18 protein-coding genes and 1 pseudogene are annotated in these 23,958 nt (G+C 40.7%); 11 read left to right on the top strand and 8 right to left on the bottom strand.

From position 1 onward, the window contains the following. Positions 1–10: 10 nt before the first annotated feature. The 8 genes and pseudogenes from asnB to F0261_RS04170 all read left to right on the top strand — a co-directional run. Entirely contained in the window at positions 11–1,912 is a 1,902-nt protein-coding gene (gene asnB / locus F0261_RS04205) for an asparagine synthase (glutamine-hydrolyzing) (RefSeq protein WP_171337298.1), read from the top strand. A 5-nt stretch (positions 1,913–1,917) separates the two neighbouring features. Next, positions 1,918–3,015, top strand: coding sequence for a glycosyltransferase (locus F0261_RS04200; protein ID WP_253819179.1), 1,098 nt, complete (start codon positions 1,918–1,920; stop codon positions 3,013–3,015). 2 nt (positions 3,016–3,017) lie between these two features. Beyond that, on the top strand, positions 3,018–4,403 hold the full coding sequence (locus F0261_RS04195) for a hypothetical protein (protein ID WP_171337296.1): 1,386 nt from the start codon (positions 3,018–3,020) through the stop codon (positions 4,401–4,403). Beyond that, a complete protein-coding gene (locus F0261_RS04190; RefSeq protein WP_301338793.1) occupies positions 4,387–5,286 on the top strand; it encodes a glycosyltransferase in 900 nt (299 codons plus the stop codon). Before F0261_RS04195 ends, F0261_RS04190 begins: the two co-directional genes overlap by 17 nt. A gap of 5 nt (positions 5,287–5,291) precedes the next feature. After that, positions 5,292–6,614 (top strand): glycosyltransferase, encoded by a 1,323-nt coding sequence (locus tag F0261_RS04185; RefSeq protein ID WP_216600711.1) that lies wholly within the window; start codon positions 5,292–5,294, stop codon positions 6,612–6,614. Next, the gene (locus tag F0261_RS04180) at positions 6,611–7,444 is read left to right on the top strand and encodes a polysaccharide pyruvyl transferase family protein (RefSeq protein ID WP_171337294.1); all 834 of its coding nucleotides are present in this window, start codon (positions 6,611–6,613) and stop codon (positions 7,442–7,444) included. Before F0261_RS04185 ends, F0261_RS04180 begins: the two co-directional genes overlap by 4 nt. Before the next feature lie 239 nt (positions 7,445–7,683). Then, positions 7,684–8,808 (top strand): hypothetical protein, encoded by a 1,125-nt coding sequence (locus F0261_RS04175; protein WP_171337293.1) that lies wholly within the window; start codon positions 7,684–7,686, stop codon positions 8,806–8,808. Positions 8,809–9,049: 241 nt separating this feature from the next. After that, a pseudogene (locus tag F0261_RS04170) lies at positions 9,050–9,841 on the top strand (integrase core domain-containing protein); the annotation flags it as partial. A gap of 253 nt (positions 9,842–10,094) precedes the next feature. Here F0261_RS04170 and F0261_RS04165 read toward each other — a convergent pair. The 8 genes from F0261_RS04165 to F0261_RS04130 form a co-directional block, all read right to left on the bottom strand. Beyond that, the gene (locus F0261_RS04165; RefSeq protein ID WP_171337292.1) at positions 10,095–11,543 is read right to left on the bottom strand and encodes an oligosaccharide flippase family protein; all 1,449 of its coding nucleotides are present in this window, start codon (positions 11,541–11,543) and stop codon (positions 10,095–10,097) included. A gap of 110 nt (positions 11,544–11,653) precedes the next feature. Beyond that, entirely contained in the window at positions 11,654–12,757 is a 1,104-nt protein-coding gene (locus F0261_RS04160; protein WP_171337291.1) for a polysaccharide pyruvyl transferase family protein, read from the bottom strand. Positions 12,758–12,845: 88 nt separating this feature from the next. Further along, complete coding sequence (locus F0261_RS04155) at positions 12,846–13,937, bottom strand: polysaccharide pyruvyl transferase family protein (protein WP_171337290.1); 1,092 nt, start codon at positions 13,935–13,937, stop codon at positions 12,846–12,848. After that, positions 13,934–15,094, bottom strand: a complete 1,161-nt coding sequence (locus F0261_RS04150; protein WP_156086689.1) for a glycosyltransferase family 1 protein — start codon at positions 15,092–15,094, stop codon at positions 13,934–13,936. Before F0261_RS04150 ends, F0261_RS04155 begins: the two co-directional genes overlap by 4 nt. Beyond that, a complete protein-coding gene (locus F0261_RS04145) occupies positions 15,069–16,367 on the bottom strand; it encodes a DUF5935 domain-containing protein (protein WP_069944657.1) in 1,299 nt (432 codons plus the stop codon). Before F0261_RS04145 ends, F0261_RS04150 begins: the two co-directional genes overlap by 26 nt. Positions 16,368–16,838: 471 nt before the next feature. Further along, on the bottom strand, positions 16,839–18,332 hold the full coding sequence (gene xrtA / locus F0261_RS04140) for an exosortase A (RefSeq protein WP_069944658.1): 1,494 nt from the start codon (positions 18,330–18,332) through the stop codon (positions 16,839–16,841). Between the two features lie 37 nt (positions 18,333–18,369). After that, positions 18,370–19,209: an XrtA system polysaccharide deacetylase gene (locus tag F0261_RS04135; protein WP_171337289.1), complete on the bottom strand. Its 840-nt coding sequence runs from the start codon at positions 19,207–19,209 to the stop codon at positions 18,370–18,372. Between the two features lie 2 nt (positions 19,210–19,211). Next, complete coding sequence (locus F0261_RS04130; protein WP_171337288.1) at positions 19,212–20,624, bottom strand: TIGR03013 family XrtA/PEP-CTERM system glycosyltransferase; 1,413 nt, start codon at positions 20,622–20,624, stop codon at positions 19,212–19,214. A 149-nt stretch (positions 20,625–20,773) separates the two neighbouring features. Between F0261_RS04130 and F0261_RS04125 the strand changes: the two genes are divergently transcribed. From F0261_RS04125 to F0261_RS04115, 3 genes are read left to right on the top strand one after another with little or no spacing between them, the layout of a single operon-like run. Beyond that, complete coding sequence (locus F0261_RS04125) at positions 20,774–21,406, top strand: XrtA/PEP-CTERM system exopolysaccharide export protein (protein ID WP_014977096.1); 633 nt, start codon at positions 20,774–20,776, stop codon at positions 21,404–21,406. A gap of 31 nt (positions 21,407–21,437) precedes the next feature. Further along, positions 21,438–23,006, top strand: coding sequence for an XrtA system polysaccharide chain length determinant (locus tag F0261_RS04120; protein ID WP_069944660.1), 1,569 nt, complete (start codon positions 21,438–21,440; stop codon positions 23,004–23,006). Then, positions 23,006–23,956: an XrtA-associated tyrosine autokinase gene (locus F0261_RS04115; RefSeq protein WP_171337287.1), complete on the top strand. Its 951-nt coding sequence runs from the start codon at positions 23,006–23,008 to the stop codon at positions 23,954–23,956. Before F0261_RS04120 ends, F0261_RS04115 begins: the two co-directional genes overlap by 1 nt. Positions 23,957–23,958: the final 2 nt, after the last annotated feature.

Raw genomic sequence — 23,958 nt, 5'->3', positions numbered from 1 at the left:
ATAACCATTCATGTGTGGCATTGCAGGATTTAGCCTTTTTAATTTCAACGAAGGCGGTGAAACTTCATTAGAAGCTATGCACAAGGCTATTCATCACAGAGGCCCAGATGCCAGCGGCATGTATATCGATGAACATATCGGCCTTTGTCATAGGCGGCTGAGTATTCTTGATCTCTCAGAAGCAGGCAATCAGCCCATGTACTCGAAAGAGGGTGACTTGGTTATTGTTTTTAATGGCGAGATCTACAACTTCCTTGAATTGCGAGCCGAGCTTGAAAACGACGGTGTTACATTTAAAAGTCATACAGATACCGAAGTTATATTAGAGCTATACGCACGCGAAGGAACCAAGTGTTTAGATAAACTAAACGGAATGTTTGCCTTTGCTCTGTGGGACAAAAACAAGCAAGAACTGTTTATTGCACGAGATCGATTGGGTAAAAAACCCCTTTACTATTTTAATGATAATGGTCGATTTGCGTTTGGCTCTGAGATTAAAGCTATATTGGCGTTGACGAACATTCCAAAGGAAATTCGCTTAGACGCCGTATATGACTTCTTTGCATATCAATACGTTCCCGACCCAAAGAGTATTTTTAAGCATATTCACAAGTTACCACCTGCTCATTATTTAATTCTTAATAAAGACGGTTTCAGCATTCATGAATATTGGGATTTGAGCTTTAAAAACACCACAAGTGCCAGTGAAGATGCCAATAAAGCGCAGTTAAAGACCTTACTTGAAAAAGTCACTAAACAACGAATGATCAGTGATGTTCCGCTTGGCGCTTTCTTAAGCGGCGGTGTGGATAGCTCGGGTGTTGTCGCTATGATGGCACAAGCCAGCGAAACTCCAGTAAAAACCTGTACCATAGGATTTGATGATAAAGCATTTAACGAAGCGGATTTCGCTCGTGAAATAGCTGAAAAATACGAAACAGAGCACCATGAATTTACCGTTCACCAAAACGTTAGCGACAGACTAGAACATATCGTAAGCTTTTTTGATGAGCCTTTTGCTGACCCCTCATTAGTGCCAACCTTCTTCGTTTCGGAACTGGCAAGAAAGGCTGTAACCGTTGCGCTCGCGGGAGATGGCGGCGATGAGATGTTCGCTGGCTACGAAAAGTACTCGATAGACGATGTTGAAAACAAGCTAAGAAGCAAATTCCCCGAAGCGGTCCGAAAATCTGTTTTTCCACACTTAGCGAAATTAGCTGGAAAAGTGCCAGGCACAGTCGGTAAAAAAGCGAAATCATTACTCACAAGCTTATCTCACGAACCGGCGATGGGCTTTTATATCACTAACAGTATGATGACAGATGAAATGTGGCAAAGCTTAGTTAAGCCTGAAGTTGCACAGCAGCTCGCCGATTACCACCCTAGTCAATATACCTTAGACATGTATAACAAAGCCGACGGTCCGGACCATTTAAGCAAAATTCTTTACACCGACATCAAAACCTACATGACGGGCGATATCCTTGTGAAAGTTGATCGCATGAGTATGGCAAATTCGTTAGAAGTAAGGGCGCCGATTCTGGATTACCAAGTTGCAGAGTTCGCCGCTACCCTACCCTCCTCACAGAAATATCGCGACGGTGAGAAAAAATACTTACTTAAAGAAGTCTTTAAGCCCTTTATCCCCGATTCACTGTTGTATAGAAAGAAAATGGGCTTCAGCACGCCGCTGGATGAGTGGTTTAGAGGTGAATTGAAATCACTGTCTGAATCTCAAATCATTGATTCACAGCGTGGGCTTAACGACATATTCGATAGCGGTGTTATAAAGAAACTTTGGGAAGAACATCAAACGCGTAAAGCTGACCACGGCATAGTACTGTGGAGCATGTTAATGTATCAAATGTGGTTTGAACGTTATGCCTTAACACAAGAGGTTACGCAGCAATGAGAGTCATGCACGTAACTTTTGACATGCGCATTGGTGGTACTGAAATGGTGATTAAAAACATCATTGAGGGAAATAGTGATGCGAATATCGAAATGTCGATTTATTGTATTGAAGCGCCACTGGGCCCTTGGGGCGAAGACTTAAAAGCATCTGGCACGCCAATAGCGGTTAAAGAACGTCAACCTGGCTTTGACAGATCGCTAATTAGTAAAATAAGAAAACATATCAAAGACAACGATATCGATATTTTGCATTGTCATCAGTATACGCCCTGGGTTTACGGCGCTTTAGCCGCGGCTTTTACAAAAACTAAGGTCATATTCACCGAGCATGGTAGGTTTTACCCAGATTCCTCAAGCTGGAAACGAAAGCTAGTAAATCCTGTTCTAAATAAGTTTACGTCAGCCGTTACGGCAATTTCAGAAGCAACAAAAAGTGCACTTGAAGAGTTTGAAGCTATTCCAAAAAGCGATGTAAAGGTGATTTACAACGGGATAAAGCCTTTGGACAGTGATAATGAGGCGAAGAACGCATTGAAGGAGCGTTTGAAACTACCAGACGACTGTATCATTCTTGGCACTGTAGCGCGCTTCGATCCAATTAAAAACCAAGAGATGATGATAAAAGCGTTTTCAAAGGCGCTACGTGACAGAAACAACCTGATACTTTTGCTTGTGGGTGATGGTGAGTTACGGCCTACTCTTGAGACAATCGTTAAAGAAGAAGGCATTTCAAACAACGTTCGGTTTACCGGTTATATTAAAGACCCTTCACAGTTTATAGATTTAATGGATGTTTTTCTGCTTTCCTCGCTTAGTGAAGGAACGTCGATGACGCTGCTGGAGGCAATGTCACTCTCTAAACCGTGTATTGTTACAGATGCTGGCGGCAACCCTGAAATTATAATAGACCAACAGAATGGATTGGTAACACCTAACGGTTGCTGCTCTTCTTTCTCACATGCAATTGAAACACTGAGCTCTTCACCCGCAAAAATTAAGGCGATGGGTGAAAGCGGCTATAATATTTTTTGTGAGAAGTTCTCCGCTGACACTATGGTCTCGCGCTACTCTTCAATTTATTTTGAGACGATGGGAAACTAACAATGACTTCATCACATCGCTTCCTGAATTCATTAGTGTTAATTGCCATGTTGTCTTTTGGCTCACCAGTTTTCGCTGGAGAAGATTGCACTGGAAAAAAGCGATTTGTGTATCAAGAACTTGGATTAAAGGACAGCAACAGTAATCAATTGCTTGACTGTAATTGGGTACGCGACGCTTTTAAAATGCTCAAATCCCCGAAAATTCCTATTTCTGCCTGGGAATACGAAGGCGGATTCAGATTAACAACAAAAGCCGCGAGCGATAACGAGAAAGCATCACTCGACTTCTCACTTGGTGTGTTTAGTTTAAGCGCTTCGAAAAAGTCAATATTTGTCGCGAGCCATCCTCAGTTTGGCGGTGTAGGCGAAATACTCATACCCCCAATAGTCGCCTCCACAGATATAGAAGACTTTGAGGTTGAAACCTCCGTTTTACAGGGTTTTCAATCTATCAATAATACGCCCCGTGTTTCGACGGGAATTGCCGGTTACTTTCGCATTACCGGTATCAAGCAGATTGATGATGCTCTTATGGTCAACTACATAAATTGGTATGACGCTAATGGCACCGAAACAGATACCAGCATAATGATTTGGCAGGCAAACAACCTAGCGAGCAGCAAAATGTACGGCCCATACCAATTGGAAGGCGCCGCTCACGCTGCAGGATGGTTAAGTGAAATACCGCAAGAGTTACAGGCACTTTTTGAAGCTACACACATCACTGGCTCTCAATCAAATGCTTCGATAGCTTCTCGGCTATCCATTGGCCCCACTGCGTTTGCATTTAACCCAAGAAAAAGCGTTGTTTATGGTCCATCCGGTTCGGTGGAGACTGAGGCCTTACTAGATTTTTCTATGAGACAGCCTCTCTATGATCACAGTGTTTATGAACTTCAACCTGATTATCGTTCCTTGAGCCTTAACAGCGATGGGCGTAATAAAATGTGGACTCTGTCATCAGGTGCTTCATATGGCTTCATCGTGCCTGGAACGCGTACCTACCTGACGCTTGGGAAATCGGCAGGCCACGAGAGCGGAATAGGCTATAAAATAAAGCAAAGCAATGGCCATCAATGCGGCGGACCTTGCCCATTCGACGCAAACGATTCTTACAGCTATTACTGGGCATGGGATATTGCAGACCTACTAAAGGTGAAGCTCGGTTTAGCGCTGCCTCATTCGCTGCAACCATATGAACATGGAAAATTTCCATTGCCCACAAGCTTCAGAGGGCTAGCAATTGGCGGAGCTGATTACGATGAAGAACAAAGAAAGTTGTACATTTCACTAACAAAAGGGGACACTTTGGGGAAATATGCAAGGCCTCCTCTTTTTCTGACTTATAAACTCAAAGCAACTACAGAAAATGCTGAATCAAAATAACAAAAAAGTTAGTGTCATTATGCCCGCTTATAATTCTTCGTCTTTTATAGAGGAATCTATTAGCAGTATTTTGGATCAAACGTTTGAAAATCTTGAGCTTATTATAATAGATGATGGCTCGACTGATGAAACACTCAGTATTGCGAAAAAATGGGCTGAGACAGACAACCGTATTGTTGTATTATCTCAGAAAAACAAAGGTGTTTCGGCAGCTCGAAATACAGCGATATCAAAAGCCACAGGAGAGATATTAGCCTTCTGTGACTCGGACGACGTCTGGTATCCCAATAAGCTAGAAAAGCAACTCATTTCGCTTGGAGAGGCCGATTGGTCTCACTGCGACTCTCGCTACGTAGGAATCGGCTTTGACGATAAAACCGTTTACCGTTCTACATACAGCCGTTTATTTAGCGGTTTGATATTCAAGCAGCTCGCGATTGAAAACTTTCTCACAACGTCGTCTTTAATAATCAGTAAAAGCGTTTATGAAAAATACAACGGTTTTGATGAGTCACTTCAAGCACTGGAAGACTGGAAACTATGGCTTCAAATTGCTAAAGAGCATCCAATCGTTCTATGTGACGAAGTGCTATTAGATTATAGAGTCCAACCTCAATCTACGTCTCGCAATGCTCGCTCATTATTACCTGTGCATCTCAAAATTCTTGATGAAACCTTCAACGACGAAGAATTGAGAAACAGCACTTTAAAAAAAGAAGCTAAATGCCGTGCTTATCTTATTTTTTCTTATATCGCTGAAGAGAAAAACGATCACTTTTTCTCTTTGCAATGTTCGTTAAATCTTTTTCTATGCAAAGGGAATGCTATGAGCGTCAAGCGAATATTGCGCACTTTTGTTAACTTAATCACCAAAAAGAAGTGATAAATATGAAGTTGGGACATAGTAAGGATCGATTGATAGAGTTTGTTAAGTTCGATCACAACAGCAAAAAAGGGCTACTTGTTGCGTGTGTAAGGTTATGTGCATTTGTACTATGGAAACTTGGTTCTAGAAGTAAGGCGTTCTCTCTGGTTTCAGCAGTTTTCAGAACGGGGTGGTCTGGCAGTTACTCACTAGGTGTAGAATACGCAAAACGGTATTTTGTTAACGGTCAGCAATATGAAAACGAAATACAGGACGCATTTATTAATGCCGTTGAGCCTCTATCAAATACGGCGGAATTCTTTACCGCACCAGAAAAGATGCTAAATGGAATTATCACCGTACTGAAAAAGCCAAATGGGTCTGAGAAAGGCGTAATTATTATTAACTATAGTTACTATTTCCCTTTGTTCCTGCGCTTTTTCAAAGCAGAAGAAATTTTAGAAAATTATCATCTCATTCTGGAGCCTAGTTGGGCAGGGTTTTGCGAGTCGAATATTCTTATTTACACGCAGCTAAAGTTTCCAATTTTCATTCAAACCTATGAAGAAAGAGACTACAACTTCGTTAAAGCACTCAATTCAAATCTTATTCCAATTAAGGTCGGCCCAAGCTGGTTTATAAATTATAAGAATTTCGCTCCCCCCCTTATAGATGAAGAAAGAGATATAGATTTAATTGTTGTGGCTGCATGGGCGAAGTACAAGCGTCACAGAGCACTTTTCCAAGCTTTGAAGGGCGTAGTGTCAAAAAAGCCTGACTTCAAGATTGTATTAGTCGGATACACTGGTGACATATCACAATCTGATATCCTTTCGTATGCAGATGAAATGGGGCTTGCTGACAATGTAAAGATTTACGAATGGATAACACCTCAAGAAGTCGCTGAATTATATAAGCGGGCAAAAATAAACGTCTTGTGGTCAAAGTTTGAGGGTAACAACAGGGCGATTATTGAAGGAATGCTGTGTGATACACCGGTAATAATGAGAGAAAACCATAATTACGGTGAAAAATACGATTTTATAAATGCACAAACAGGTTACTTTGCAAACGAGCAAGATCTTGAAATTAAGGTATTGAGTTTATTAAACAATGAGGGAACCTTCTCTCCAAGAGAGTATATTTTAAACAACAGGAATTGCGACGTAGCCACTCAAATGATGCAAGACGTGATAAGAGGCTACGAGATAGAACAAAATAGCGACGTAAAATGGCACTCAAACCTCGCAGTAAAAGTGAATGACTTACATGGCATGCATTATCTTTATGAAGAGCAGGATGCATTCGAAGATTGTTATAGCTGGATTGAAAAGAAACTAAAATGAATAAAGAGAAAGATGATGAGTTGGTAGTGTTAATCCAACAGCTTGGTGGAAAGGTAAACTACCTTCCCAATCCTGGCAATGCAGGTGACTCACTTATCGCATGTGCAACGTATCAATTTTTTGAAAGAAACAATTTAGAGTACAAATGCTGCCAGTCAGAAAAAGATATTTCAGACAATGATATTCTTGTTTATGGTGGAGGCGGCAATTTTGGTGGTGAAAATAGCCGTGTTGGTTATTACATCAAAAAATACGCTTCTCGCGTGAAAGCCTTTATATTGTTACCTCACACGCTTTTTGGTGCAGAAGAGTTATTGCAATCGCTTCCTGAAACTGTTCATCTCTTTTGTCGAGAACGAGTTTCTTATGAATTTGCTAGCAAAATGGTAACAAGAGCCAACGTATACCTTCACGATGACATGGTGTTAAGCGCAGATGTGGAAAAGATGCTATCAAAACCTGCCAGCCAATCGGCGTTGGATAGTGTTGGTTCAGAATTGAAGCGCCGCGCACTCTTTAAAAATGAAGATTTTGGTATATCGCTGAAGCACTACCTTGCCTACACTTTAAAATCACTGTTTGGTCATCCCTACCCGAGCAAACCTCAAAGCGGTGAACTCAATGCATTTAGAATAGACGTTGAAAAAACTGACATTCCCATTCCCTCAGACAACGTTGACGTATCGGCACTATATGAGTTGAGTTCATGCGAACCTAAGCTCGCCAAGCTGTCTACATTTCGTTTTTTATCTCACATTAACGCCTTTGAAACGGTTAACACCAACAGGCTACACGTAGCCATTGCGGCGGCTAAGTTAGGTAAAAAGTAAACCTATACGGTAACAACTACTTTAAAATACGCGCTATTTACGAGTATTCACTTAGAGAGAAATACGCTAATGTAACTTGGAAAGAGTAGCATTAAACATCGCAATAACACGGCTAGAGTGCTGCACGTTGTTGTCTGTTATTTTGAGAGACATATACCTTATTGGCTGTCATGTTATCAGCATCTAACATGTCGCAAGCTGCAATGGGAAATACGATTTAAGGAAAGCATAGAGTTAACATGAATAATATTTATAAATACACTCCTAAAAACTCTTCTCAAGAGCTTTATATTAAAAATTTAGACGGAGAGAGTTCGCTAACTGTTGTTTCTGAGTCAGGTGAAATTGAAACAATTCTAGAGCTTATCCCTGCTATGCTCCATAATAAAGTAATTCAATTAGACCAAAGTGCTGACGCCGTTTTTATTGATAACATTAGCCATATACAAGAAATTTACTCACAGTGGGATGAACGCCTCAAAAGAGTACCTTTAAAAGCAAATACTTGTATAACGAAAGGAACGGGTAAGTATGTTGCTAGTTTTTTTACTGGTGGTGTTGATTCATTTTACACTTTTTTGAAGAATAAAAGAGAAATTACACACCTTGTTTTTGTTCATGGATACGATGTGGCTTTGAATGATAGCACCCTCAGGAATGAAGTATCAAAGCGACTAAAAGTAATTGCTGCAGAGTTTGACACTGAAGTTATAGAGCTTGAATCTAATGCTCGCACATATTTGGAAAAACACGTACTGTGGGGGCCAATCGCACATGGCCTAGCACTGAGTATCGTTATGCACTCCTTGTCAAGCCATTTTAAAAAGTTTTTTATTCCCTCAACCCATACCTACTCGGAGCTCTTTCCATGGGGTAGCCATCCAATTTTAGATCATCTTTGGGGCACATCAAATATGCGGGTAGTGCACGACGGCTGTGAAGCATCTCGCGTGGAAAAAGTAGAAAAGATAAGCAATTATCAAGTTGCTTTAGATAATCTTCGTGTTTGCTGGGAAAATCCTAGTAGTCAGTACAACTGCGGAAGATGTGAAAAATGCATTAGGACGAAAATAAACTTACATGCTTGTAATGCACTGGACAAGTGTAATGCTTTTGATGTGAGAGAGCTAGAATATGAATTAATTCGGCAATTGGAGATTACCGATGAAAATAGCCGCTCGTTTATTAGACAGAATCTCACTTATATAAAGAAAAACAACCCAGATAAGAAATTAGAAAAAGCACTTACTCACGTATTAGAGCGCTGGAATATTTTATATAAATTCAAACAACTTGTACCCAAACAAACTAAAGATAAATTAAAAGCTAGATTTAGTTACATTAAAGACATTAGCTCTCGTTAGCCGACAAATATAAATCTTGTGGAGTACGCAACGACTATTGGGTCTTAAAGTAAAGGGCTTTCTTAACATTATTGAAAGCCAAAATCAGGTCAATCGCTAGTTTTGGAGAGAAGATAAGCGTTATGTCCGCCTCACATAAACTGAGACAAACTTAATTGGAGTTTTTTGCAATGATTAATGCAGGAGACAATTATGAAAGGATCGCGTTACAGAATCTCAGATCATCGGGTTGTTAGAAGAAATTGATGCAGGACTGAGTATCGTAGAGGCTTACCTGTTTGTTGGTATTAGCCGCACGACCTTTTATAGTCCAAGGAGAGACTAGCGCAGAGTGGATGCTGCTGTCATTGATGCTATAGTCGCCACGAGTGGACTTCTGGTAGTGTTTTGGCTGAATACGGTTCAAATGCTTTCCCTTCAACCACAAGCGAGACTATCGCGTTTACTACCAGATGGGGTTGAATCTAAGACGAAGAACGAAACGGGTGCTATCTAAACGAATAGCCCAGCCATCAGGAGTGCTGGATCAGGCAAACCTTTAATGGGCGTTGGACTTTAAGCATGACACTTTATATTGCGGCAAACGGTTCAGAACACTGAATGTGGTGGACGAAGGCACGCGAAAGTGCCTTACTATTGAAGTCGATACGTCTTTGCCCGCTAGCCGAGTAGTACGCGTGTTAGAGCAACTTAAGACTGAGCGAGGATTACCAACTCAACTGCGTATGGACAATGGACCAGAGCTAATTTCGGCGACGCTGACGGATTGGTGTGAAACCAATGATATAGAACTGGTCTATATCCAGCCAGGTAAGCCACAGCAAAATGGCTTTGTTGAACGCTTTAACGGTTCATTCCGCAGAGAGTTCCTTGATGCTTACTTGTTTGAAAACCTCAATCAGGTATAAGAGAAATGGCCTGGTTCTGGCGGCTGGATTATAACGAAGAAAGAACACATGAAAGTCTGAGTAACCTGCCTCCGGCAGCTTACCGAGCAAAACTAGAAAACTCTAATTCAGCATTGTCTCATTAAAGGGGAAGTGGACAGTTGCATCCGGGAAAACTTTGTCTCATCCAAGTTCGAAAACCTACACGCGCATTAGGCAGTCACTTCTGAAAAGGGGAAAAGAGGGGAAATCCTTCTTCATTTTCTCAATCAAATGCTCATCATTTGACTGTCTAGAGGTATAAATCGCTCAAATTCAACGTACACAAGATACGTTTTCGAAGACCAACCGATATCATTAACTATACTATCAATGCGAAACTCTTACGCTAGCAGGTTTTCAGCGACTCCTTCTAGAGCTAATAAACCGCGAGGCCAAAGAGGTGACTTCTTTGAGCACCTTGTGCTTTTTAAACAAAAATAGGAAAAATAAACACGCGACAAAATAAACTCCAAAGTACAGAGCACTCCCCAATACAAGGTAGACTATACCCTGCCCCGTCAACATTTGTGCTGATAAGACAGCAGAAAAACACGCCGTGGTCAAAAGCGAACAAATAAACAGTAAGCTAACTACAGGTAGGCCAAACCGCATAAAACAAAACACCAGCAAGATGCCCATCACAGTGAAAGCGAATACTATCCTTGCGATAATAAATTCTTCCATGCTGCCTGAGAAGAAAAACGTAAACAGGGCTAATAATAAGCTCAATGTTACCATTTCATAAACCGACAATAGCTTAACATCTCCATTTGCAATAAGCCCTTGCTGAACAAAAGTGGATACGGCAAATGTAATGGTGAACATGGCTAATAGAGGTAATAAGTGCGCAAAAGGCAGCCACTGCTGTCCTAAAAACAGCGAAACAAGCTCCTGATTAAAAACGTGTAAATAGCCAATAACGGGAAATATTGCACATAGCAATATGGTAAGCACAATCACGATGTGCTCTCCAATTGGATCGCCCCTTCTTTTAATTTCAGAAAAGCTTGCTAGGAATACATTAGATACAGGAGCGATTATTTCTCTACTTGGCAAGAATGAAAGGTTTCTCATTAAGCTAAAACCACCAAGCTGATCTGCACCGTACATTTTACTAATGAAAATCACGTCGAACTCGGCGCGCACGTACCCCAAAATAGAGCGAATCAGCATCCACAATGAAAAACTCATTTGCTCCTTTATGCGGCTCAATGAAAACTTCAAAGGATAAGGCGCATACCAATGAGAGAGCAGTGTTTTGCTGGTGTATGCTGCCAGCACGCCTATTATCATGGCCCAATAGTTCTCTAAAATGAAAGCCAGTACCACTGTAACTAAGAAACTCACAACTCTCTCAATCAAGAGTATTTTAGAAATGATGCCGTATTCCAAATCTCTTCTATGCGTAAAGAGTTGGGGGCTTGCAAAGGCAGAAATTGGTAACACAAGTGCCATAGCGCGTATCGCAGATTCAGCTTCTGGTGCGTTCAAAAAGTTGGCCAGTACAGGCGTAAGTGCAAGCAGCGCAACAAACAGCGCGAGTTTAGACAATATTGAAATCGTCCATGCCGTTACAATGTCGCTATCATCCAGGGTCTTCTTCTGAATGATATATTGCTGAGTGCCTCCCTCAGACAATGTATCGAAAAGAAAGACAAGCATTGTAGCTATTGCAACTACGCCAAAATCTTGGGGCGTTAATAAACGCGCAAGAATCAGCAAGCTAATAATACCTATGCCGCGTTGGAATAATCGAACAATAAGGATCAGCGACGTACTGCTGGCCACTTTTCTCGCTAAGTTCAAACTTTTAAATCCTTATCGACTGTGTTCCACACAAAGCACACATCAAGAAGCCTTGATGTAGTACGCACAACAGTTTTCATTTATCAACATTCCTAGAGTCAGTGAAATATTCAGTCAAACACGGCATGCGTGAAGTTTTTTTCAGCGTCATTCTCGCAACGCTTTATACTTTGCGAAAAGTCGTGCCCTTCCAGCATTTTTTCAACAATACTAACCAAACTATCAGGCGACACTTCAAAATCCCCTACCCGAAATTTCTCTGGCCAATCAATATCTCTAAGAAAGTTGCTGGCTTTTTCATGCACCTCGGCTAATAAAAAAGGAACGTGAGCCATAAACGCGTAAATTGCGCCATGTAGTCTAAAACTTAAAAATGCATCACACTCACCAATCTGATGCCACATACTCATAGGATTGGTGACATACTCGAACAGCTCAACGCTCACAGACGGGTCCAGAAGTCGAATAAACTTCTGTGTTGCAGCCATATCACCATGTATTTCATGTCCGTTGAATACAAAAAGTCGAAGCGCAACGCCACCGTCTCTTTTAGCATTCAGTGCATTGATTGCTGAGGCCAGAATTTGAAGCCGTTCACTATTTTCGTGACGCACTACTCCCGTTTCCCCACTAAACCATGACAGTGCTAAACCTATGGTCGATTTAGAGCTCTCTTGCCTTTCTTTAGGCTTCAACTTTTCAACCTTCGGCAACAGCCCTGCAAGATCGAAAGCATGTGTGCAAGGTAAGTCTAAATTGTAACTCTGCACCAATTCATAAGACTTTAGGTCTCTAACACAAAGAAAAGACATGCGTTTCATAAACTCGATAACTTTCTTTTCGTGTGCCACCGAATCAAAGGGACCTACAGAAACCCCAATAGCCCCAATCTTTAAGTCATACTTTTCAAAGTTTTTATTGGCATATTCCATTTCCCACCAGTCTTTGCCGTGGAAGATGGAACCACCAGAATACACTAGATGCTTATTTTTCTTAAAATGCCTATCTAACAATAACTCGTTAATGAACTGCAGACGATATGGCAATGTTTTCATAATCGGCTTTGCATTGTTGGATAGCTTAGGAATTTTTTTAGAAAAGAAATAACTGGTATCAGCGCCCCAGTAATGCTGCGCTCCCCACTCTGCGACTTTGCAAAAGCAATCGTCGCCCGTATTTTTCATACCGTAGAAGCCACTAAAGGTAACATTCATACCTATCCCTTATTTTGTTCAATGCGCGCAATTCCACAAACTATTTTTTGCATTAACACCATGGCTTGCTGCTTTATTGCATTTATGATTAATCTTTGGCGATTTTTGACGCTAGGCTATTTATGTAACTACCCGCTTCTGCATTTTCAGCAAGCTTCACATCAAGCTTACTTCGGTCGCTGCTACATTCAGCTAGAAGCGACTCAACTCTATGCTTCAAAACAGATGCGTCTTCTGCTTGCTTAACATCAACCCCGTCAACTTCCGTGTGTGATGTCAAGAATGCTTTCATTTTGTCATCGCACAGTAACGACAAGAAAGGAATTCCCATACCGAAACCCATTATACAGCCGTGCAGACGACTACTCACAATAACGCGAGCATTACTTACCTTTTTCAACATTCGAACATGAGAAGAATCCATATTAGTATGCGCTTGATATTCCAACCCCAAAGCTTCAGCTACAGCCATCAGATTTTTTGATATTGTATCTAGGTCAGCGCCTGCCAACCTTACATCTGACGGATGGATTAGATGCAAAAGAACGTTTGAAGAACGTACTTGTGATTGCCAGTAACGTGGAACCAGATAGTTTATTGAGGGGCAAGCGGTAAGAACTAGTTTATTTGGTGCAAATTGCTCTAAAAAGTTGAAGGTATATACATCTCTCACGCCTAAATGGTCGGCGCCTTTCGCGATTTTAGGAAATAAATCACCTTTCATTTCCCCTCTTCCAGACATCTTATTAATACCAATACCATGCGCGGTGAAACGCAAGCCACTTTGTAGTACAACGTGCCAAAAAGGTTCAAAGACTGGCTGTAAAAGGCCTCCTCCACCAATTACCAGCAGCACATTTGGGTTATGCTGTTTTAAGTAGTCAATGTGCGCTTTAAACTCTTTTAACCATACAGGAGAACAAAAGAGGTCGGGGCCGTCTTTACCCACTATTTCTTTTAAACCAAGATGGGAAATATAGTCCCCAACGTTTCTTTTGTTTGCATAAATGTAAACGACAGGAGCGGTTTTTAAGTATTTTTTCCTCGTGAACTTTTGCTTTAAGTAAAATGAAAGTGAGCCATAAAGATCAAATTTTTCAGCAAAATACAGTTCAAAACGCCATCGCAAAGGTTCCACCAACTTGAATATCAAGAAATATATTCCTTTTGTTATTTTCATTTCAATAATGTCAAATATGTAGACGCAATATGTTCGGCGGTATGCTCCCAAGTAAACTTGGATGAAATCGTTAGGCCTTTTTTTACTTTTTCATTGTAAAGCTGTTCGTCTGTAAGGAGGCTGCCTACAGCACTACTCAACGCAAGAAAGTCTTCAGCTTTTGCGCTACAAATCGCATCTTGCCCAATTTCTATAAGCACGTCAGCTTCAGAAGTTACTACTGGTGTTCCAGAAGCCATTGATTGCACAAGAGGAAACCCAAAGCCCTCTTCGCGCGATGCAAAGATAAACACCTTTGAGGTTTGCATTGCTTGAATAAGCTCGTCTTCGGTAACCCAGCCTTTTATAACAATGTCATTTTCAATTCCCAATGCTCGAATGGTTTTGGAAATGATAGAGTCTTCCCCTCCAACAAACCCTAAAATAGTGAGGGGATGTGCTTTCTGCAACTCTTCAGGTAACTGCGCCCATGCTTTTAACATGTTCTCTGGGTTCTTTTGATGACTGTCGCCGCCAAGCATGAGAACGCCTTGTTTAGATGTGTTGTTAAGTGGAGGTTTAAACCCCCTGGGGATACCATGATAAACGTACGAGCTCTTATTCTTTAATTTTGGAAAGCTCTGCGTTATATCACGCTTTGAATATTGCGATATTGTTAAAACATGGTCTGAAAATGAAAGACCAAGTCGATATACAGCCCACAAATAAGCTTTTTGTCTAAAAAAATAAAAATTCTCTTTCAAACTGCGGTTTTTATAATACCGAAATATTTTGAGTGAGTGCCACTCCATTAAATCATGGGTTGTGGTTATTTGTTTAACTCGAGTGAATAAACAAACTCTATTTCCCGGCATATGCAGAAGGTCGACTTTATGAGTTTTTAACAATTTCGGAAGAATTAACTGCTCCCAACTAATTTCGTCCTCAGCATCTGCATTTACAATTTCGACATTATCTAACTTACAGATCTCATCGAGTCTTACTTGATATTTTTCTGCTGAATCGTTGTGCTCAAACCCTTTGTTAATAAATAAAACAAACTGGTGCTGATACAGGATCTTCGGAATTAGCTTGCATAACATAAAGGTATATAGGGGCATTCCTCTTTGTTTTCGCAATACGAATCTAGCATCAATAGCGACTTTCTTTTTCTTCATTAACTTGCTTGCTGCTTATGGAGTTTTTGGCGACAGAGAGGGTATAGAGTATATAAATCCAAGGGTAAAAGGCAACATTAATAAACATTCCACCCGCACAGTATAATAGAGTGAAAGTTTTTATCGCTTTCGATGATTCTGTACTCCAAGGGTCGTTAGGATTCGGCTTTTTAGAATTTAATAGCAGTGTATGAACTATAATGCCCAAGAAAATTAATAGCCCTCCATAGCCAGTCTCGGCCAACACTTCTATATAGATATTATGGTATGCTTTTGCACCACCTTGCGATATTACTACCTCTCCTTCCTGGCCGTACTGGTCTAGTTTTCCAGCATTTGCTAGATAAGCATAAAATCCACCGCCCAAGATAGGGCGATCAGCAACATAGTCAAATGCCCACCTCCAGACAACAATCCTTCCTACTGCCGATTTCTCTGTTGTTGTCCCTTGGTCAATTGTTTCCATTCTTTTCAACCAACCATCTGTGACGAATTGACTACCAATCACCGCTAACACCATTAAAAATGCAACGCCTTTTAGCTTTTTCTTGGTGTAATATAGATGCAACAAAACATACACTCCCAAAACAACTACCCCAGTTCTGGCCTGCGTGCCGACCTGTGTTGTAAGAGCACAAAAAACTACCAGATAACAATAATACCTGAATATTTTCTTATTTGAGAGAAAGCTATAGTGAGCCAAGTACAACGAAAGTGGTATCAAGCAAACAGCAAGAGTCGCCAGCATACTGCCTTCTGAGTACATAAAGCCAGAGCCTTGGAGGCCAATAAGAGATATACCATATCCGCCACCACCCATGGCAGACTTTATCCCGCCTATTGTGATAAACAGAGAAGAGGCCGCATATAAAATTGAAAGGACAAAATCAAAGTCTTTTTTGGTGGAAATAGTAAATGGAATAAAAAACAATATAAAAAGAGTCTTTATTGCTGTGTCATACTTTATCGCAGAATATAGAGGAAATTCAGCGTTTAAATGAGAAAGCGTTATCCATAACATAAACCCAAAAAATAAAACATAAAATGCACCATTATTTACTTTTCGAAGCTTCTTAGCATTAACCAGCAGAGTTAATAAGAAAAAAGCGGTCAAAATTAGCGATAACGGCTTACCTGACAAAAAAGAAAAAGAGGTATTTTGCGGTTTAACTGTATCAATCCAGAGTACCGCGGCTAACGCGACATATGGCCTTGAGAATCCAAACACTATAAAAGTAATTATAATGAACGAATAAAATATATCTGTTATCATTCGTTGTTTTCCGAGTCAGCAAAAAAACTTTTAATAACAAAAAGAATTATAAATACGTGTATAAGGAGTGCGCCTGAATCTACACCTATGTCCATAAACCTTTTACTCCACCACTTAAAATCAAAAACAACTAAAATCTCTACTGATCCCCCCCCCAAAGCTCTTCGACAGAGTCATGGAGAAAACAAAGATTTGCTTGCTAAACCTTTTTATGTGTTGTTGGCATTGTATTATCTAAGCTAAAGCTGTTTAACAACATGACCTCTATTAATGCATTAAGCGAAGATTCCATTTTTAAAATAATTCAAATCTAATGTGCGAGAAATCTACTCTTGCCCGTAAAAAAATAGAAAACTTTTATATACCTTCGTTTCTAATTTCACATGAAAAGCACGAACATAGTTGTGACAAAACGAATTCATATTGCTCACCTGTCTAAAACCTAACGCAAACTTCCGTATAATATCCAATCTAGTCAAGTTTGACTTTCGAGAGCGCTACGAGCTCTCGCAACTTCTCGTTTAACCCAGGCCCCTGTTGCTTGGTCGCCACCAACCAAATATGCCCTTTATAGGGCTTTGAAAGAAGTTTATTTATCACTTGGTTAATTTTCACTTTTTCCTTGGAAGCATAAACTTTTGAATTAATGACATACCATTTATAAATAAACAGCTGCTCTCCGGAGGGAGTCACAACCTCCGACATCAACAAATCGTGACCATCCAATTCGATGTTACGTGACGTCTCCAATGAGAAGTAGGAAGGATCGAAGTCGCGATTTTGGTAACTCGCTAACTCCCCATTCACCTCGTCGAAAAAAGCAATGAACGCGCTGGCATTACACTGTGTTCCTTGTAACGTCACCTGTATTTCATAATTAGGACTATCCACAACAGGAAACTTTATGAAAGGCGCACACGATTTGTCAGCGAACAGTGATAGGTCAACCATACTACTTGAATCGTTTGCAGTGTTTGTTTCTACGTTGGTATACGCAAAGTGACCTATTGCCAATATCAGCGAACATGAAACAATGGTTGCGACAGATAAGGTAGGCTTTAGCGCAGAGACTTCCTGATAATCGGAAGGCTTGGCCTCGCTATCTCTCATCAGCTCTCCAATACCCAACAAGCAAACAATAACAAATGCAAAGAAGAACCAACCATAGATAAGATGGTCGGCACCGGCGGCATGCTCCATGTCTGTCCAGTAAGCGATTAGGATAATGCCATACACGCGAACGATATTAGCCAAAATGGGAAATACTAGCGATATTGCCACAAAGGCCAGTCTGCGCTTAGCAGATACCAAATTTAAGTAAGCATAAAGACTACCAATTACAAAGCTTGCGATGAAAAAACTCACGCCGGAACAAGCTTCTGCCACTAAGAAGCGCCCTTGGGGGATTTCTATATATAAACCACTTCGAAACAATGGCACACCAGTCAAGCGCAGAAGTGCTACCGAACCATTGGCGGCAATCTCTTGAAGATAAGGAATAAGTTGTTCGCCTACTGGAATACTAAAAAGCATGAAAACCAGCGGAAACAAAATGGTTTTCGCTGCTCTTGTGCCCACCATTAACCATATAATTGCGGGTAACAATGTAAAAGTAGCTGTATGTAAAAACAATTGAATGTCGCCTGCAATACCAACTATGTAAAGTGCCACCGCAGGAACAATTACGATAAATGCTAAAGGAGTTGTTTTAATTGGCTGCTCAAATAGCGTATAGCGCTTCAAGTAAATTAGGTAGATAGCACCTGGTACGATAAAAAAGCCATGGTTAAATATTTCGTTTCCATACCATATTTGGACTACGCTACTTAATCCACGCCAACAAAATAATACCCACAAGCAAAGCATTGTAAAACCTGAAACAAAGAACGCTTTGTTCTTCGCAAAAGATAGGTTTACCGCTTTCCGCTGGTTATTGTCTCTCGCGCCAGTATTACCCAGATGCATTTCCCTGCCCCTTTATTCTTACTTTAATAGTTACAGCCTATTTTATCTCGTAAGCTTGCTGCATTGTTACCCAGTTAAAGTCTTTAAGCAGCTTTTCTACTTTGCCTTCCATTCTTGACAAGTTGATGTAGTGACGAGCTTTAGACTTCCATGGAGCAGAATTAAATTTTGGTTGATCAGCATCTATCTCCCAAGGATGAAAATAGAAACTGTATGGCGCACTTTCAGATTGCATGAACTCAGTAATACGGCGTTTAGATAACCAATAAGGATAAAGACGAAAATAACCGCCACCACCAATCCCAATATTTGTTCCTTTCTTACGAACTGTTGGTATTGGAATCTCTATCAGACCATTCTCACGTTTGTATTTAAAGCGCGGCCAATCTGGTACACCATAGAGATCGTGGTTGATTGGATAAGTACTAGAAGAATAAACAAAGCCAAGCTCCTTTAGGATATCGTACGCCCACGTGTTCGAATCGTTAATTGAAAAACTCGGCGCTCTATAGCCTTTTAACGCCACACCGCCTATATCTTCAAGAATCTCTTTGCTTTGCTTAATATCATCGAAAAGCTCTTGCTCGGTCATCGTTGTAGCGCGTTGATGCGCTAGTCCGTGACTCGCCAGCTCATGACCTTCACTTACTATCCGTTTGATAACATCTGGGCAGCGCTGCGCCACCCAGCCTAACGTAAAAAATGTCGATTTAACGTTATTTTGAGCAAACAAATCTAGAAGGCGATGGGTATTATCTCCCACTCTCAAGCCGATCGAATCCCAATCGCTTTTGTTTACTACGCCTTCAAAAGCAGAAACTTGAAAGTAGTCTTCCACATCGACTGTCATGGCATTGAGTCGATTATCTAGCTTCATGATTATCGCCCTTTGCCAAACAGTACAATTTCAACCGTACGGATAAGTATCAAAATATCTAACAGCAAACTTTGGTGTTTTACATAATAAAGATCGAACTTAAGCTTTTCCATAGAATCTTCTACGCTGGCGCCATAAGGGTAATTTAGCTGTGCCCAGCCAGCTAAACCTGGTTTAACGTTATGACGCTGATTGTAATAGGGCACTTCGCGTACAAGCTGCTCTACAAACTGAGGTCTCTCTGGGCGAGGTCCGATAAATGCCATTTCACCTTTAAACACATTTAAAAGCTGTGGTAATTCGTCTACGCGGTACTTTCTAATAAAGTGGCCAATACGAGTAACGCGATCATCATTCTTGCTTGCCCATTTAGCGCCATCTTTTTCTGCATCAGGTCGCATACTTCTGAATTTAATTATTTTGAAAAGCTTTCCGTTTAACCCCACTCGCTCTTGTTTATAGAAAACGGACACACCTGTACGTCTGCCATCATCGCAATAAATAATGAATGCGGTAATCAGCATAATTGGCCAAACAAAGAGGAATATGATGAACGCTAGGAACGCGTTGAGGGTGTAATCTAGCGCGTCTCGCAAATAATTCTGGCTCTGAAATCCATTGGAATAAATAACCCAACTCGGGTACATCAGGTTTACCACTATTTGCCCTGTTTCTCGCTCCATGAAATCTAAAAGCTCGGTAACTTCAATCCCTCTCAGCCTGCAGTCAAAAAGCACTTCTACAGGAAGCGTTCCACGACGTTGGTCGCAAGCAATGACTATTTCTTCTATTTCATTATCTGCAATGAACTGCTGAAAACTCTCATCGACTTTGAGGTGAATTATTTTTTCCTTCTTAATACCGTCTTCGCGGTTATCACCTGGAATTGGGATGAACCCCACAAGCTCAAACCCAATTCTATCCACATCTCTGCGCATACGCTTTTCAATAATTGAAGCTCTTTCCCCTGCCCCAAGGACTAATATGCGCACTTTCCCTAGGCCCAACAAGCCGAGACGGTTTGTGAAATACCTGAAAACAACTAAGGTTATAATAATTGAACAAACCGATGCAGGCAGGAAATAAGAATCCATAACCAAGTCATCAAAAAATGCTCGACTTAGCACTTCGACTAAAAAATAACTCAGTCCCACGCTTACGAATATGCGACGGATGATACCCCGGAAAGTTTCTCTTAACTTCGCTTCATACAACCCAACGGATAACGAACACAACAATATTGAAACTGTAAGCATTCCTACGTTGATTATCAGTTTTTCCACCGCCACATTTGGCGACATTCCAATTTGCGTAAGGATAAAGTGAGAAATATAGCCCATGTAAGCAATGAGCAACGCTTCTGTTATTACTAGTATATTTGAGCGTTTATTTTGATTGCGCTTGTTTACTGCCACCCCTGGCCCCCTAAAACTGCGGCGTTTTTCCCATCATAAAGGGATTTATTCCAATAGACTACAATTGTTATTGGCATTATAGTGACATTTACCGTAGGGTAAACGACAAAAGCCATAAATTAACCATAATGAGTGTAGGATGATCTCTTATGTTCCGCTTTAAAAAACTAATAACGTGCTGTGCTCCACTTTTACTTATCGGTCTTAATGGTTGCAGTAACACTGGCACTCTGCCTGAAGCAACTACCCGACCTTCACTAACTACCAATGTTAATGATTACCAATATTTAATTGGCCCAGGTGATTCGCTAACTATTTTTGTTTGGAGAAACCCAGAGGTTTCTGGCAATTTTATTGTTCGACCGGACGGAAAGGTGACCACTTCTCTAGTGGAAGATATTGATGTTGCTGGTAGAACGCCAACAATGCTTGCAAGGGAAATAGAAGAACAGCTTTCTACCTACATAAACAACCCGAGAGTGACGGTAAGTGTGAACAATTTCACTGGTCCTTTGAGTGAACAGGTTCGCGTGATTGGTGAAGCCACAAATCCAAGTGCGGTAAGCTACTCCGAGCACATGACGTTACTGGATTTAATGATAGCCGTAGGTGGTTTAACGGAATTTGCAGACGGAAATAACGCGAAACTGGTTCGAGTAATCGCCGGAAAACAAAAAACGTTCGAAATAAACATTGACGATTTGATTAGAGATGGTGATATCTCAAAAAATGTCGATATGCTACCTGGTGATATTGTAATTATTCCAGAAGCTTGGTTCTAGTTGTAAAGCAGTAAACGGAACAAATAATAAAATGCAGGACTTACAACAAACGCTAATCCAAATTCTTGATTACATTAAAGGGGTTTGGATTAAAAAGCGTTACGTGATTATTTTTTCATGGCTTATCTGCCCTATTGGCTTTTTATATGTTGCCAGCCTTCCCGATGTCTACTCTTCAAAAGCCCAAGTGTTTGTAGATACTCGCTCGGTTTTACAGCCATTACTGAAAGGATTAGCAATTCAGACTAATCCTGACCAAGAGATTCAAATGATGGCCAAAACATTACTCAGTAGAAGTAATGTAGAGAAAATTGCTCGAGAAAGTGACCTTGATATAACGACGCAAAATGAAGATGAGTTTGATGACTTGGTCAACAGGCTATCCAATAGCATACAGCTGAATAAAACTGGTAGAGATAATATTTACAATATAACGTATTCCAACCAATCTCCCAACACAGCTCAACGTGTGGTTCAAGAAACGCTAGACCTATTTGTCGAAGGCGCACTGGGTAATAACAGGAAGGATACAGACACCGCTGGTAGGTTTTTAGACGAACAAATTGCGGAGTATGAATCGAGACTTTCAGAATCGGAACAGCGTCTGGCTAATTTTAAAAGACAATATAATGATATTCTCCCGCTAGCCGGGACATATTATTCAAACCTACAGACTTTGAATAATGAACTTGAAGCTACTCGATTGCAGATAAGGCAAACTCAGCAACAAGTTGATTCACTTAAAAATCAAATCGGTAATGTAAAACGAGCTGACAGTTTTAGTGTTACCAATCAGAATGACTCAGTTTTACAGACACGATATGACGAAAGAATAAAAGCCCTAGAGGAAGAACTAGATAGACTATCTCTTCGATTTACAGATCTTCACCCTGACGTCGTTGAATCACGAGCTTTATTAGAAAGTCTTGAGAAGTCTAGGCAAAAAGAGATAGATGCCTTCCTAAACGCTGATGAAAGTAATAATACTCAACCTTTAACGGAACTGAACCGAGAGATTAAGCTCGAAGCCAGCCGTCTAGAGAGCCAAATTGCATCCCTTCGTGTTAAAGATAGTGATTTGCAAAGAAAAATTGCAGAACTCGAAAGTAAAGTAGACCTGATTCCTCAGATTGAAGCAGAATCCTCTGCATTGAATAGAGATTACGATGTTACAAAACGAAAATATGAAGAACTTTTGTCACGAAAAGAATCAGCAGACTTATCTCGAAGAGCTGATGTGTCAGCAGAAGACCTTCAATTCAGAATTATAGAGCCCCCGCTTCTTCCCAAGCGCCCTTCAGGCCCCAACAGGCTAATTTTTTACACTGCAGTGTTAATTTTGGGTTTCGGTACAGGAATTGGCATCGCATTTCTCATAAGCCAACTTAATCCTATTTTGATTAGGCCTAAGCAGTTACTCAATGTGTCAGATTATCCTATATGGGGTACTGTAACCCACTTGAACATTGAGCAAATAAATAAAACAAACAGAAACCGTCTGTTAGTGTTTCTGCTTTCCAGTGGTACTATTTTGGCAATGTACGGCGCCTTGGTCGCCGCTGAAATTATGAATATAGATTTGTTTGGAGGGCTTCTTTAATGAAAAATACAATTGAGAAGGCACTTCAAAAACAAAAAGAGGCGAAAGCAGCAAGTCAAAAGACTTCGTCTACAGAAAAAATTGAAGACGCTAGTTATTCAAACGCGCCTGAAGAGTCGAAGGTATCAATTGACAAACCTGCACCCGCAGAGCTTCCTGCTGAAACCGTAATTGCTGAAGAAAAGGAATTTATCAATAAGAAATCTCCACTCGACGAATTTGTTATTGATTTCGTGCGACTTGATAAGAACGGACATATTTCGCTTAACGGTGAGAGAAAACAAATTAATGAAGAGTACCGAGAAATAAAGCGTAAGCTTTTAGCAAATGCTTTTGGTTCACTAGCGAAAACCCTTCACAACCCGAACATTATTATGGTTACCAGTAGTCGCCCTTCTGAAGGGAAGACATTCACTGCAACCAACCTGGCGATGAGTATCGCATCGGAGCAGGATAAAACCGTACTTCTTGTGGACGCCGATGTACTTAAGCCTAATGTATTAAACACTTTAGGGTTAGAGCGTCGTAAAGGGCTAATGGAATACTTGACCGGGGACGTTGACGATATTTCAGATGTGCTGTACCCAACCAACATCGATAAGCTGAAAATTATTCCTGCTGGAAAATCGCATCATTTGTCTACCGAACTGCTAGCAAGCCAGAAAATGCATGACACTGTTAATGAATTTGCAAATAGATACCCAGATCGAATAGTTATTTTTGATACGCCTCCTCTCATTGGTATAAACGAGAGTGCTATTCTCGCTAATTTCGCTGGCCAAGCGGTTGTTGTCGTAGAAGAGGGCAAAGCGAAGATAGGCGATATTAAAATGTCTGTGGAGCGATTGAACCCTGAGATGGCCATAGGATTTGTAGTGAACAAGTCTGTACATAACGACACCGATGGAAGCGGATATTATGGGTATTATTACTCAGAGCGCAGCGAATAGGC

This window comes from Alteromonas sp. 07-89-2 (assembly GCF_013113925.1).
Classification (GTDB): Bacteria; Pseudomonadota; Gammaproteobacteria; order Enterobacterales; family Alteromonadaceae; genus Alteromonas; species Alteromonas macleodii.
This window is presented reverse-complemented; position numbering and strand designations above follow the sequence as displayed.

What these genes read in the sequence shown, in the direction of transcription:
- F0261_RS04135 (WP_171337289.1), bottom strand. Translation starts at nt 19,209, where the DNA reads ATGAAGCTAGATAATCGACTCAATGCCATGACAGTCGATGTGGAAGAC.
- F0261_RS04200 (WP_253819179.1), top strand. Translation starts at nt 1,918, where the DNA reads ATGCACGTAACTTTTGACATGCGCATTGGTGGTACTGAAATGGTGATT.
- asnB (WP_171337298.1), top strand. Translation starts at nt 11, where the DNA reads ATGTGTGGCATTGCAGGATTTAGCCTTTTTAATTTCAACGAAGGCGGT.
- F0261_RS04155 (WP_171337290.1), bottom strand. Translation starts at nt 13,937, where the DNA reads ATGAAAATAACAAAAGGAATATATTTCTTGATATTCAAGTTGGTGGAA.
- F0261_RS04125 (WP_014977096.1), top strand. Translation starts at nt 20,774, where the DNA reads ATGTTCCGCTTTAAAAAACTAATAACGTGCTGTGCTCCACTTTTACTT.
- xrtA (WP_069944658.1), bottom strand. Translation starts at nt 18,332, where the DNA reads ATGCATCTGGGTAATACTGGCGCGAGAGACAATAACCAGCGGAAAGCG.
- F0261_RS04120 (WP_069944660.1), top strand. Translation starts at nt 21,438, where the DNA reads ATGCAGGACTTACAACAAACGCTAATCCAAATTCTTGATTACATTAAA.
- F0261_RS04195 (WP_171337296.1), top strand. Translation starts at nt 3,018, where the DNA reads ATGACTTCATCACATCGCTTCCTGAATTCATTAGTGTTAATTGCCATG.
- F0261_RS04180 (WP_171337294.1), top strand. Translation starts at nt 6,611, where the DNA reads ATGAATAAAGAGAAAGATGATGAGTTGGTAGTGTTAATCCAACAGCTT.
- F0261_RS04175 (WP_171337293.1), top strand. Translation starts at nt 7,684, where the DNA reads ATGAATAATATTTATAAATACACTCCTAAAAACTCTTCTCAAGAGCTT.
- F0261_RS04145 (WP_069944657.1), bottom strand. Translation starts at nt 16,367, where the DNA reads ATGATAACAGATATATTTTATTCGTTCATTATAATTACTTTTATAGTG.
- F0261_RS04185 (WP_216600711.1), top strand. Translation starts at nt 5,292, where the DNA reads ATGAAGTTGGGACATAGTAAGGATCGATTGATAGAGTTTGTTAAGTTC.
- F0261_RS04190 (WP_301338793.1), top strand. Translation starts at nt 4,387, where the DNA reads ATGCTGAATCAAAATAACAAAAAAGTTAGTGTCATTATGCCCGCTTAT.
- F0261_RS04160 (WP_171337291.1), bottom strand. Translation starts at nt 12,757, where the DNA reads ATGAATGTTACCTTTAGTGGCTTCTACGGTATGAAAAATACGGGCGAC.
- F0261_RS04115 (WP_171337287.1), top strand. Translation starts at nt 23,006, where the DNA reads ATGAAAAATACAATTGAGAAGGCACTTCAAAAACAAAAAGAGGCGAAA.
- F0261_RS04150 (WP_156086689.1), bottom strand. Translation starts at nt 15,094, where the DNA reads ATGAAGAAAAAGAAAGTCGCTATTGATGCTAGATTCGTATTGCGAAAA.